Annotated in this window: 10 protein-coding genes and 1 pseudogene; 3 read left to right on the plus strand and 8 right to left on the minus strand. The window is 64.7% G+C overall.

Going from position 1 to position 12944, the window contains the following annotated elements:
* Positions 1-32: 32 nt before the first annotated feature.
* The 5 genes from ACXAGF_RS14205 to chvE all read right to left on the minus strand — a co-directional run bounded on the left by ACXAGF_RS14205 (position 33) and on the right by chvE (position 6585).
* The gene (locus ACXAGF_RS14205) at positions 33-1466 is read right to left on the minus strand and encodes an aldehyde dehydrogenase family protein (RefSeq protein WP_475018047.1); all 1434 of its coding nucleotides are present in this window, start codon (positions 1464-1466) and stop codon (positions 33-35) included.
* A 55-nt stretch (positions 1467-1521) separates the two neighbouring features.
* Positions 1522-2517 (minus strand): AraD1 family protein, encoded by a 996-nt coding sequence (gene araD1 / locus ACXAGF_RS14210; RefSeq protein WP_475018048.1) that lies wholly within the window; start codon positions 2515-2517, stop codon positions 1522-1524.
* 135 nt (positions 2518-2652) lie between these two features.
* The gene (gene mmsB / locus ACXAGF_RS14215) at positions 2653-3861 is read right to left on the minus strand and encodes a multiple monosaccharide ABC transporter permease (protein ID WP_475018049.1); all 1209 of its coding nucleotides are present in this window, start codon (positions 3859-3861) and stop codon (positions 2653-2655) included.
* A complete protein-coding gene (gene mmsA / locus ACXAGF_RS14220) occupies positions 3861-5396 on the minus strand; it encodes a multiple monosaccharide ABC transporter ATP-binding protein (protein WP_475018050.1) in 1536 nt (511 codons plus the stop codon). The genes mmsB and mmsA overlap by 1 nt, the downstream gene beginning before the upstream one ends.
* Positions 5397-5514: 118 nt before the next feature.
* Positions 5515-6585, minus strand: a complete 1071-nt coding sequence (chvE, locus tag ACXAGF_RS14225; RefSeq protein ID WP_475018051.1) for a multiple monosaccharide ABC transporter substrate-binding protein — start codon at positions 6583-6585, stop codon at positions 5515-5517.
* Positions 6586-6837: 252 nt separating this feature from the next.
* Here chvE and ACXAGF_RS14230 point away from each other — a divergent pair, with 252 nt between their 5' ends.
* The gene (locus tag ACXAGF_RS14230) at positions 6838-7854 is read left to right on the plus strand and encodes a LysR family transcriptional regulator (protein ID WP_475018052.1); all 1017 of its coding nucleotides are present in this window, start codon (positions 6838-6840) and stop codon (positions 7852-7854) included.
* Between the two features lie 9 nt (positions 7855-7863).
* The gene (locus tag ACXAGF_RS14235) at positions 7864-8334 is read left to right on the plus strand and encodes a hypothetical protein (protein ID WP_475018053.1); all 471 of its coding nucleotides are present in this window, start codon (positions 7864-7866) and stop codon (positions 8332-8334) included.
* Between the two features lie 38 nt (positions 8335-8372).
* Here the strand turns inward: ACXAGF_RS14235 and ACXAGF_RS14240 are convergent, their stop codons facing one another.
* Positions 8373-8564 (minus strand): hypothetical protein, encoded by a 192-nt coding sequence (locus ACXAGF_RS14240; RefSeq protein ID WP_475018054.1) that lies wholly within the window; start codon positions 8562-8564, stop codon positions 8373-8375.
* A gap of 320 nt (positions 8565-8884) precedes the next feature.
* Here ACXAGF_RS14240 and iolG point away from each other — a divergent pair, with 320 nt between their 5' ends.
* Positions 8885-9877 carry an inositol 2-dehydrogenase gene (gene iolG / locus ACXAGF_RS14245; RefSeq protein WP_475018055.1) on the plus strand — a complete coding sequence of 331 codons (993 nt, stop codon included), beginning with the start codon at positions 8885-8887 and terminating at the stop codon, positions 9875-9877.
* A 59-nt stretch (positions 9878-9936) separates the two neighbouring features.
* On the opposite strand, the pseudogene ACXAGF_RS14250 reads toward iolG, so the two are convergent.
* Both ACXAGF_RS14250 and ACXAGF_RS14255 read right to left on the minus strand, forming a co-directional pair.
* Positions 9937-11271: pseudogene (locus tag ACXAGF_RS14250) on the minus strand (putative bifunctional diguanylate cyclase/phosphodiesterase); the annotation flags it as partial.
* Between the two features lie 224 nt (positions 11272-11495).
* Positions 11496-12719, minus strand: coding sequence for an ROK family transcriptional regulator (locus ACXAGF_RS14255; RefSeq protein WP_475018056.1), 1224 nt, complete (start codon positions 12717-12719; stop codon positions 11496-11498).
* Positions 12720-12944: the final 225 nt, after the last annotated feature.

The raw sequence follows: 12944 nt of genomic DNA on the forward strand, positions 1-12944 counted from the left end.
ATACGCCCCGGCGCCAGTGCCGGGCACCGTGGTCATGCCAGCGTGTAGGCGGTCTTGACCGTCGTGTAGAACTCGTTGGCGTACTTGCCCTGCTCGCGCGGCCCATAGGACGACCCCTTGCGCCCGCCGAACGGGACGTGGAAGTCGACGCCGGCGGTCGGCAGGTTCACCATCACCATGCCGGCCTCCGCGTTGCGCTTGAAGTGGGTTGCGTACTTCAGGCTGGTCGTGGCGATGCCCGACGACAGCCCGAACGGGGTATCGTTGGCGAGCGCCAGCGCTTCCTCGTAGTCCTTCACCCGGATCACCGCCGCCACCGGACCGAAAATTTCTTCCCGGCTGATGCGCATGTCGTTCGTCGCCTCGGTGAACAGCGCCGGCTGCAGGTAGAATCCCGGATTGTCACGCGTCAAAACGTCGCCGCCGAAGGCGAGCCTTGCGCCCTCCTTCCGGCCGATCTCGATATAGTCGGTGTCCTGCTTCAACTGCGTCTGGTCGACGACCGGGCCGATATGAGTACCGGCCTTGAGCGCGTCGTCGACGACGAGGCCCTTCAGTTTCTCCGTCAGCGCGGCGACGAACCTGTCGTGGATCCCCTCGGTGACGATCAGCCGCGACGACGCCGTGCAGCGCTGGCCGGTGGAGTAAAAGCCGGAATTGGCCGCAGCCTCGACGGCGACCGAAAGGTCTGCATCGTCCAGCACCACGAACGGGTTCTTGCCGCCCATCTCCAGCTGGAACTTGCGATTGTGCTCGATCGATGCGGCCGCGACGCGCTTGCCGGTGCCGGTCGAGCCGGTGAATGTAATGGCGGTCACATCCGGGCTGTCGAGCATCGCCTGGCCGACGACCGAGCCCTTGCCCATGACGAGGTTGAGCACGCCCTTCGGCAGGCCGGCGCGGTGAAGGATGTCGACGATCGCCCAGGCGCAGCCGGGGACCAGCTCGGCCGGCTTGAAGACGACGGTGTTGCCGTAGGCGAGCGCCGGGGCGATTTTCCAGGCCGGGATCGCGATCGGGAAGTTCCAGGGTGTAATGATGCCGACGACGCCGACCGGCTCGCGGGTGATCTCGACGCCGATGTTCGGCCGCACCGACGGCAGAACCTCACCGGCCAGGCGCAGGCACTCGCCGGCGAAGAAGTCGAAGATCTGGGCGGCACGGACGGTCTCGCCGATCGCCTCGGGCAGCGTCTTGCCCTCCTCGCGCGCGAGCAGTGTGCCGAGTTCGTCCTTGCGGGCGGTGATCTCATCGGCCGTCTTCTTCAGGATCGCATGGCGCTCGAGAACGCCGGACCGAGACCAGGCCGGAAAGGCCGCCTTGGCCGCGGCGATCGCCGCCTTCGCGTCGTCGGCGGACGCGCGCGCATACTCGCCGACCACCTCATTGGTGTTGGACGGGTTGATGTTCTTCACCGCGTCCGCGCCGACCCATTCGCCGGCGATCAGGTTCTGGTGGATGGTCATGGGCGCTGCCCTCCTGTCTCAAACCGGGCCGGCGCTGCGCACGCGGCCCTTTTCATTACAACTGGCGGATCTCGATCGTTTCGTCGGGGGCGACAGCCAGCGGATTGCGCAGCGGCAGTCCGAACCCGTCCGCGCCGATCTCGAACACGTCACCTTCGCGGGTACGGATGCCGTCGCCGAACGAGAGCGTTGCCGTCCCGAACATGTGCACGTGCACCTCGCCCGGCTGGCGGAACAGGCCGTACTTGAAATGATGGTGCTCGAGGTTGGCGAAGCTGTGCGACATGTTCGCCTCACCCGAGAGGAACGGCTTTTCCCAAAGAACCTGTCCGTCACGCAGGATGCGTGAGAAGCCGCGGATGTCGTCCGGCGCCGTGCCGACGCGGATTTCGGGGCCGAAACTCGCCTGCCGCAGCTTCGAATGGGCGAGCCAGAGATAGTTCACCCGCTCGGTGACGTGATCGGAGAACTCGTTGGCCACGGCAAAGCCGACTCGAAACGGAATGCCCTTCGAGGAGATCACGTAGATGCCGGCCATTTCCGGCTCCTCGCCACCGTCCTCGGCGAAGGCAGGCGAAGTCAGGGCGGCGCCGGGCGCCACGGTCTGGGTGCCGTTGCCCTTGTAGAACCACTCCGGCTGCACGCCCGTCTCACCGGTTTGCGGCTTGCCGCCCTCCAGGCCCATCCTGAACATCTTCATCGAGTCGGTCAGCGTTTCTTCCGCCGCTTCGCTCGTCTTCTTGTGCATGGCGTCGCGCGTCGCGGCCGAGCCGAGATGGGTCAGCCCGGTGCCGGTCATATGCAGGTGCGCCGGATCGGGGTGCGTGATCGGCGGCAGCAGCCGCCCCTCCGCATAGGCCGTTTCGAGGTCGACCTCGGCGCCGAGCCCGTGTGCGGCAATCACGTCCTTCAGGCTCTTGCCGCCGTCGGCGGCCTCCATCGCCAGCGCATGGAGGCTGGTGGCGCCGTTGACCTCACGGCCGCGCTGGCCGTCCTCGCGCACGACCACGGTGATCGCGCCGTCGGCATTCCTTACCTGTGATAGCAGCATGGTCCCAATTCCTTGCAATACACCGTTTCCTGACGCCAGCCGTCGCCGTCGGGGCGCGGTTCAAGCCGCGCCGCCCGACCGCAACGCGGCCTGTCGGTTGAAGACGTCTCCAGGTCGCGCCGGCCCGTGGCCGGATCAGCCCTTGTTCTTGTTGTAGACGTCGAAGAACACCGCAGCGAGCAGCACCAGGCCCTTGATCAGCTGCTGATAGTCAATGCCGATGCCCATGATCGACATGCCGTTGTTCATGACGCCCATGATAAACGCGCCGATCACCGCGCCGGTGATCTTGCCGACGCCGCCGGAGGCCGAGGCGCCGCCGATGAAGCAGGCCGCGATCACGTCCAGTTCGAAGCCGACGCCCGCCTTCGGCGTCGCCGAGTTGAGGCGCGCGGTGATGATCATGCCGGCCAGGGCCGCCAGCACGCCCATGTTGGCGAACGTATAGAAGGTCAGCCTTTCGGTGTTGATGCCCGAAAGCTTCGCCGCCTTCTCGTTCCCGCCCATCGCGTAGATGCGGCGGCCGACCGTCGTGCGCGAAGTGATGAAGGAGTAGAGCGCGATCAAAACGCCCATGACGACCAGCACGTTCGGCAGGCCGCGATAGGTCGACAGCTGGTAACCGAGGAACAGCGCCACGATGCTGATGATCGCCATCTGGATGGCGAAGAACACGAACGGCTCATTCTCCGTGCCATGCTCCTCGTTGATGCGGCGGTTGCGAAGGCCGGCATGGATGGCATAGGCGACGATCGCCAGCACCGCGACGAGCGCCACCATGTTCTTGATCGTCTCCGGCGCCGGATTGAGGACGTAGAGGAAGTCAGGCACGAACCCGGTGGAGAGCAGCTGGAACTCCTTCGGGAACGGGCCGATCGGGCGACCGCCGAGCACGACGTAGGTCAGCCCGCGGAAGACGAGCATGCCGGCCAGCGTCACGATGAAGGCCGGAATCTTCTGGTAGGCCACCCAATAGCCCTGGGCCGCCCCCATGATGCCGCCGACGAGCAGGCAGGCGGGAATAACGACGAAGGCGGGCAACCCCCACTTGACCAGCATGATCGCCGATATCGCCCCGATAAAGGCGACGATCGAGCCGACCGACAGGTCGATGTGGCCGGCGACGATGATCAGCAGCATGCCCAGCGCCATGATGACGATGAACGAGTTCTGCAGCACCAGGTTGGTGATGTTGACCGGGCGGAACAGAACGCCGTCGGTCACGAACTGGAAGAACAGCATGATGACGACGAGCGCGACCAGAAGGCCGTATTCGCGGATGTTGTTCCTCAGATAGTCCCCGATGGACGGTTTGGTGGTATGAGCGCTGGTATCGGCGACCATTAGTGTTTCTCCCCGGAGCGCATGATGGCGCGCATGATGGATTCCTGGCTTGCCTCCTCCTTGGAGAGCTCCGCGACGATACGTCCTTCGTTCATGACATAGATGCGATCGCAGGTTCCAAGCAGCTCCGGCATCTCCGAAGAGATCATCAGGATGCCTTTGCCCTCGGCTGCAAGCTGGTTGATGATGGTATAGATCTCGAACTTGGCGCCGACGTCGATGCCGCGCGTCGGCTCATCGAGGATCAACACGTCCGGATTGGTGAACAGCCATTTCGACAGCACGACCTTCTGCTGGTTGCCGCCCGACAGGTTGACGGTTTCCTGGTAGATCGAATGGGAGCGAATGCGCAGCTTGGTACGATAGTCGGAAGCGACCTTCGTTTCCTTGTGATCGTCGATCACGCCGTTGCTCGAGACGGCGGACAGGTTCGACAGCGTCGTGTTCTGCTTGATGTTGTTGATCAGCACGAGGCCGAGATGCTTGCGGTCTTCGGTGACGTAGGCAAGGCCGGCGTCGATCGCCTTCGGGATCGTGCTGACGTCGACCGGCTTGCCGCGCATGGTGACCGCGCCGGTGATCTTGTGGCCCCAGGACTTGCCGAACACGCTCATGGCGGTTTCGGTGCGCCCGGCGCCCATCAGTCCGGCGATGCCGACGACCTCTCCGGCGCGCACGTTGAAGTTGACGTCATGCAGGAACTGGCGGTCGCGGTGGTGCTGGTGGAAGACGTTCCAGTTCTTCACCTCCAGCAAGGTCTCGCCGATCGTCGCCTCGCGCGGCGGGTAGCGGTCTTCCAGGTCGCGACCGACCATGCCCTTGATGATCCGGTCCTCGCTGATGTCCTCCTTGTGACAGTCAAGCGTCTCGACCGTGCCGCCATCGCGCAGGATGGTGATCTTGTCGGCGACCTTTTTGATCTCGTTCAGCTTGTGCGAGATGATGATCGAGGTCATGCCTTGGGTACGGAACTCCATGAGCAGCTTCAGAAGCGCGTCGGAGTCCGTTTCGTTGAGCGAGGCGGTCGGCTCGTCGAGGATCAGCAGCCGCACCTTTTTCGACAGCGCCTTTGCGATCTCGACCAACTGCTGTTTGCCGACGCCGATGTCGGTGATCAGGGTCGACGGGGATTCGCTGAGACCGACCTTCCGCAAGAGTTCCTTGGTGCGGGCGAAGGTCTGCGGCCAGTGGATCACACCCTTGTCGGCGATCTCATTGCCGAGGAAGATGTTCTCGGCGATCGACAGGAGCGGCACGAGCGCCAGTTCCTGGTGGATGATGATGATGCCGAGTTCCTCGCTGTCGGAAATCGTGCCGAACTTGCGCAGCTTTCCGTCGTAGTGGATCTCGCCGTCGTAGGTGCCGGCCGGATAGACGCCGCTCAGCACCTTCATCAGGGTCGACTTTCCGGCCCCGTTTTCCCCGACGAGCGCGTGAATTTCGCCCTCCCGGACCTTGAAGCTGACGTTGTCCAGGGCCCGTACGCCCGGGAACGTCTTGGTGATGCTCCGCATTTCAAGGATGATGTTGTCCATAGTCAGGCATTCCAGCGGCAGTCGACGAGGGCAAGCGGCGATCAGGCCAACCTACAGGCTTCCTCGTGCAGAAGACAGGGGCCCGCGACGGATCGCGGACCCCGATTGAACGGCAGGATCAGTTGTTGATCTGATCTTCGGTGTAGTAGCCCGAGCCGACCAGGATGTCCTTGACGTTGGACTTGTCGGCGGCAACCGGCTTCAGCAGGTAGGAGGGAACGACCTTGACACCGTTGTCATAGGTCTTGGTGTCGTTCACTTCCGGTTCGTTGCCTCCCATGATGGCATCGACCATGCCGACGGTGACCTTGGCGAGTTCGCGGGTGTCCTTGAACACGGTGGAGTACTGTTCGTCGGCGAGAATCGACTTGACCGACGGCAATTCCGCATCCTGGCCGGTGACCACCGCCATCTTCAGGTCGCCGGAACCGTAGCCGACGCCCTTGAGGGCGGAAAGGATGCCGATCGACAGGCCGTCATAGGGCGACAGGACGCCGTGTACCTGGGCATCGGTGTAAGTCGAGGACAGCAGGTTTTCCATGCGTGCCTGGGCGACCGCACCGTCCCAGCGCAGCGTGCCGACCTGTTCCATGCCCTCCTGGCCCGACTTGACGACGATGTCGCCGCTGTCGATCAGCGGCTGGAGCACGGACATGGCGCCGTCGTAGAAGAAGAAGGCGTTGTTGTCGTCCGGCGAACCACCGAACAGCTCGACGTTCCACGGCTTGGCATCCGGGAATTTCGCCTTGAGGCCGTCGACGAGGCTGGTGGCCTGCAGCACGCCGACCTGGAAGTTGTCGAAGGTGGAGTAGTAGTCGACATTGCCGGAATCGCGGATCAGGCGGTCGTAGGCGATGACCTTGACGCCGGCCTCATGGGCACGGGCGAGGATGTCCGACAGGGTGGTTCCGTCGATGGCGCCGATGACGAGAACCTTGGCGCCCTTGGTGACCATGTTCTCGATCTGTGCGAGCTGGTTCGGAATGTCGTCGTCAGCGAACTGCAGGTCCGGCGTGTAGCCAGCATCCTGGAACAGCTTTTCCATGGTCTCGCCGTCGGAGATCCAGCGGGTCGAGGTCTTGGTCGGCATCGAGATGCCGACGGTGCCCTTGTCCTGCGCGACGGCAGGCACGGCGAACGACGCCACGCTGATGGCAGCAGCGGCGAGAAGCGAGGTGATCAATTTCATTATCAGGTCTCTCCCAATTATTGTCCGGCCCGACAGACCGTGTTCAGTGCTTCGTAGCCCGCTGTCGCAGACGACGGTCTCCAATGGTGGAAAAGGAAAACCCCTCCCGGCCTCACACTCCCTGGGTACGAGCGCACCTGTCGGGCAAATTCCACCGAATGACCATAACTGTCAAATACAATAAGCTTCTATTAACATACCAAAATTGGTATAAACAAACCAAATGATATGATTTTTAGTAGGATTGCGTGCATGCGCGACGTCGACGCCCCCGAGACACCGCTTCCAGGGACAGTGAACGAGGAGCAACTCGGGATCGGCCTGCTCCGCTCCGGCCTCAAGCTCAACCACCTGCGCCTGATCGTTGCCCTCGACCGTCACAAGCAGATCAGCGCCGCGGCGGCCGCGCTCCACATCTCCCAGCCGGCCGCCTCGCGGATGCTGACCGAAATGGAGGTCATACTCAAGGCGCAACTGTGCGAACGTGCCTCGCGCGGGGTGGAATTGACGCAGTTCGGCCGGGCCTTCGCGCGCCGCGCCCGCACCATCCTGCACGAACTGCACGAGGTCGACCGCGAGATCGCCGCGCTGAAGTCCGGCGCCGGTGGCACCGTCTATCTCGGAACCGTGACCGCACCGGCGATCAGTCTCGCGGTGCCGGCCATCCAGCAGGTCAGCGCCGCCTATCCGGGCATCGAGGTCAATGTCCGCATCGAGACGAGCAACGTTCTGGCCCGCGAGTTGCTGGCGGCCAAGCACGACTTCATCATCGCCCGCGTGCCCGACGACCTCGATCCGCGGCTCTTCAACGTGCATGAGATCGGCATCGAGAAGGCCTGCCTGATCGCCCGCAGCGGACATCCGCTGATGGAAAGGCCGGTCGCATCGCTCGCGGACCTGCCAGCCTACGACTGGGTGTTCCAGCCGCCGGGCACGCTCTTGCGGCGCAGGGTCGAGGAAATCTTCATCGCCGGCGGCGTGCCGCTCCCCGCGACGGTGGTCAACACCGCTTCGCTGCTCCTGACCGTGGCCCTGGTCTGCTCCTCGAACGCGATCGCGCCGATCGCCCGCGACATGGCCGAATTCGTCACGGCGATTGGCGGCGGGCCGAGCGAGGTACGCATCCTGCAGACCGACTTCGACATCGACATCAAGCCCTACAGCCTGATCACCGTGCAGGGTCGGGCGCTGCCGCCGAGCGCGAAGCTGTTCTATGATCTGATTCTCCAGCGCGCCCGGACGATGCTGCCGGATCGCGCCGAAACCTGAGGGAAGAACGTGCTCGGCCGAAGTGTTTTCGAAAGCGTGCTGGAACGGCTGCGGATGGAGGCCGAGGAGCCCGGGCCGGCCCCCGACACCGCACCCGGGCCGTATTTCAAGCCCCAGCCGGCCTTTGCGGTGCTGGGCGCCACCGGTCCCGCGGCCTCCACGGCTGGCGCAGCCAACGCCTATCGAGCCGTGCTCGAGGACGATGCCGGGGACCGGGCCGAGACCGCGCCGACCGCGCCGCCGCCGCATTACCTGCGCACGGCACCGGAAGAGGTGGCGGCCGATCTCGGTCTGACGGGAACGGAAACGAAGGCTGAACTTGGCGACATCCGCCGCGCCTTTGCCCGCCTCAACCACCCCGACGGCGCGCCGCCCGAACTCAGGAGCAACGCCGACCGGAGGATGATGATCGCCAACATGCTGATCGACGAGACGCTCCGGCGCATGAAGGTAAAGGACGCGCTCGGAGCGAAGCCGTAGGCGCTACTGGTCGGCGGGGCTGTCATCTGGTGCCGGTTTCACGGGTCCTTGGGCCTGTAGAACAGCAGAAGCTGTGCGAATGCGTAGGCCGTGACGATCAGAAAGATCAGGCCCCAGCCCTGCTGACCGTTATAGTATTCGACTGCAGTCCAGGCGGCGCAAAGCCCGACGAGCAGCAACCGCACCCAGAGCGGGCGGTAGAAGGGATGATCGGGGTCGATGAATTTCATGGCGCGCCTCCCAGCCGGCAGTGTGTAAGGCGGCGCGCATCCTGCAAATCGCCCGAGCGTCGCCACCACCGCCTCCTTCTGCCAAGAAATCGAGGTTACGCCAACAGGCGATGGCGGAAAACGAAAAGCGCTTGACGACCGCGGCAACCCGTGGAATAAAAATTCCACCGGAGGACATTTTTAACTCAAACATTCCGAATCGGATTGGACGCCTGTCCTGCCGGGCTCCCGACCCGCAATGATGCGGGCGCGATCCGGGGAAGCGCATCGCCCCGCCCCCTCGCCCGGCCGACCGGCCCGGCCCCATGAGAGTTAGGAAAATGACCGTCAGATTTGGTGTTCTCGGCGCAGGCCGCATCGGCAAGGTTCACGCCAAGGCAGTCACCGGCAATCGCGATGCCGTGCTCGTCGCGGTCGCCGACGCCTTCCCCGCGGCCGCCGAAGCGATCGCCGCGCAGTACGGCTGCGAGGTCCGCTCGATCGAGGCGATCGAGGCCGCAACCGATATCGACGCCGTCGTCATCTGCACCCCGACCGACACCCATGCCGACCTGATCGAACGCTTTTCTCGGGCCGGCAAGGCGATCTTCTGCGAAAAGCCGGTCGACCTCGACGCCGATCGCGTGCGCGCCTGTCTCAAGGTCGTCGACGAAACGAAGGGCAAGCTGATGGTCGGCTTCAACCGCCGCTTCGACCCGCATTTCATGGCCGTGCGCCAGGCGATCGACGACGGCCGGATCGGCGATGTCGAGATGGTGACGATCACCTCCCGGGACCCCGGCGCTCCGCCGGTCGACTACATCAAGCGCTCCGGCGGCATCTTCCGCGACATGACGATCCATGACTTCGACATGGCCCGCTTCCTGTTGGGCGAGGAGCCGGTTGCCGTGCTGGCCACCGCGGCGGTTCTGGTCGACAAGGCCATCGGCGACGCCGGCGACTACGACAGCGCCTCGGTGATCCTGCGGACGGCGTCGGGCAGGCAGGCGGTCATTTCCAATTCCCGTCGCGCGACCTACGGCTACGACCAGCGCATCGAGGTGCACGGCTCGAAGGGCATGGTCTCGGCGGAAAACCAGCGACCGGTGTCGATCGAGGTCGCCAGCGGCGAAGGCTACACCCGCCCGCCCCTGCACGACTTTTTCATGACGCGCTACACAGAAGCCTATGCCAACGAGATTGCCGGCTTCATCGCCTCGATCGAAAAGGGCTCGACCTTGTCGCCCTCCGGCGCCGACGGCCTTGCCGCGCTGGTGCTCGCCGACGCCGCACTCAGGTCGGTCCAGGAGAAGCGCGAAGTCGCCATCGGCTGAGCGACGCCGTCCCTCCCAGCAACTGGCCGGGCCTTGCGCCCGGCTTTTTTTTGGCGGGATCAGGCCGAGATCGGCAGCGTCAGCTCCGGCGCGGCCGCGCTCGTCGGGGCCGCGCCCGGCCGGCCGAACAGGAAGCCCTGGATCAGCGCGCCCCCTTCCTCCAGCACGATCTGCTTCTGCCGCTCCGTCTCGACCCCCTCGATGACGACCGGCAGGTTCAGGCTGCGGCCCAACGCCATCACGGCGCGGACGATCGAGTGCGAGGCCGGATCGCTTTCGAGCGCAGCGGTGAAGCTGGCATCGAGCTTGATCTTGTCGAACGGGAACAGCCGCAGATTGCTGAGCGAGGAATGCCCGGTGCCGAAGTCGTCCATGACGACGCGGATGCCGAGGTTGCGCAGCCGCGTCAAGGCGGCGAATACTTCCGGGCCGTTGTGGATCAGCGCCGCTTCGGTGATCTCGATCTCCAGCCGTCGCGGATCAAGCCCCGTGCGCGCCAGCGTGGTCATGATGCGCTCCACCAGATTTGGCCGCAGGAACTGCACCGGCGAGACGTTGACGGCCACATAGACCGACGGATCCCAGTTGGCCGCTTCCGCGCAGGCCTGGGCCAGCGCCCACTCGCCGATCTGGCCGATCGACCCGCTTTCCTCGGCGATCGGAATGAACACGCCCGGCGAGATCGCGCCGTGGACCGGGTGCCGCCAGCGCACCAGCGCCTCGTAGCCGACGACGCGGTTGCAGTTGGCGTCGAACAGCGGCTGGTACTCGAGGAAGAGTTGCTGGCCGAGCACCGCCTGGCGCAGGTCGCCTTCGATGCGGCGTCTGGCGCGGACACCCTGGTCGACCTCGCGGTCAAAGAAGCGGACCGTCCCCTTGCCGCTTTGCTTGGCGCGGCGCAGCGCGATGTCGGCATTGGCACACAGACGGTCCGCCGTTCGTCCGTCCGTCGGAAACAGCGCCACGCCGATGCTGAGCCCGACAGCGGTCGGATCGCGCGCCATATCCATTTCCTGGGCCACATATGCCAGGATGCGTTCCGCCAGGTCCCGTGCCCCCTCCGGCTGGGCGACACCGTGCTGGATGAGCGCGAACTCGTCGGCGCCAAGCCGCGTCACCACCGTTTCCGCGGTCGCGACCGCACAGAGGAGTTCGGCAACCCTGCGCAGCACGCGGTCGCCCTCGGCGTGGCCGAACAGGTCGTTGATGGCCTTGAGGCGGTCGAGGTCGACATAGAGGAGCGCCGCCGCCTCGCCGCGCGCTTCCGCCAGGGCCGTGACCTCGGCAATCCGCTTTTCGAAGTAGAGCCGGTTCGGCAGGGCCGTCAGGACGTCGAGATCGGCGTGGTTCGCGCATTCGCGTCCGGACTGCGCCCGCCGGCGCATGCGCACAAACCCCAGCATCGTCAGCGTCGCGACGGCTCCGGCGACGGACGCGAGGGCGGCCACCAGAACCAGGTGCCAACCGTGGTCCGAGCCGACAGATGCAAGAACAGAATTCATGCGTGCCCCCTTGGATCAGTCGAGGCTGCAAGGAAACTCGCTAATATTTCGTAACCTCCGCGTATTTTTCACTGCTCAAGCACGCAATTACGAAACTTCCCGAAGAAGATCCGGATCTATACTTCCGCGCCCCCTGGTCGATCACCCGCCAGCATCCGATCGATCCGCGTCAGCGCCCTGTCGAGATGCCCCTCGAACACCAGCACCGCCTCCTCCGTCGCAACCGTGATCGGCGGCATACCCTGCAGGCGAACCTGTTGCGATTGCCGCAATCCCTCCTCAAGGCCGCGCGACAGCAGGTCCATGAAGCGCGTGCCGGGACCGGTGATGATGATCGGCATGCTCTCATGCAGGCTGTAGACCCGCGACAATCCCTGGCCGAGCGCGAGTCCGGCCTGGCGAAAGGCATACTCCGACATGCGGTGGCCCTGGCGCGCCTGGACGGCAATCTTGTCCATCTCCGCGATCGGCACGAATTTCGCGGGGATCGTGTCCGGCGGCACCTCGAAGGCGGTGCGCAGGATACCGTAGAAGCCGGCCGAGGCCTCGATACAGCCCTGCGAACCGCAGCGGCAGAGCTTGCCGTCGTCGGCATGCAGCATGTGGCCGAAATTCGGGGCCGAGACCTGCAGTTCCCCGGCCTCGCTCCGCCGTGCGATGCCGAGTCCGACGCTGTGCCCCAGCGACAGCGCCGCGATCGGTCGCCCCGGTTCCGCGGCCTCGTCCATCCGCCGGCCGAGCGCATGGGCCACCAGCAGCGACTGGTTGCTGAGGGTGACGTTCGCCCTCCACTCCGCCGCCAGCGCCTCGGCAAAGTCGATCACGGCATCGCCGAAGACGGGGGACCAGATCAATCGCGCGCCCTGCGGATCGACAATGCCCTTGCTGGAGATGGAAATGGCCAGCACCTTCGAACGCGTGAGGCCGGACCGCTGCACCACCTTGTCCAGCGCCGCACGCAAGCCCTCGACGAAGCGCGCCGTAGACGGATCGGCGTGCTGGCGCGGTTCATCGAACCGGTCGATCAGCGTGCCCCCGTAGTCGGCAAGCGAGTACTGCACGGCATCGGAGGAGATCCGCACGGCGATGACATAGCCGCAGTCACGCCGCTGACTGAACAGCACCCGTGGCCGGCCGCGTCCACCGGCGCTCTGTTGCTCGCGCTTCTCGATGATCCGGGCCTTCTCCAACTCGGCGGTGATCGCCGAAACCGTCGCCGAGGCCAGGCCGGTCTGCGCCGAGAGCTCCGTATGGGAAAGCGCGCCCCGGAGCCGCAGGGCGGAAAGCACCACTGCGCTGTTGTGCTGACGCACCTGCTCGGTGCTCGATCGCGTCAGCATCAACGAACTCCGTTCTCGAATGGCGACGTCAACGAATGCTCCTCCCAAAGCATCTGTCGCGGCTCCCGACAAGCCCTCCACAGCCCTTGTTGACAGCCCTGTGAAGTTCTGACATTTATTTTCTCGACTGTCGAGAAAAATTCCCGGAAGCCAGGGATGAGGATTTCCGGCAGCGTTTGTGGTCGGTCGTTGATTGGACGGGAGGGTTCGTCCGGACGGCCGGCA

The sequence above is a fragment of the Mycoplana sp. ABR4_002 genome (assembly GCF_056159645.1).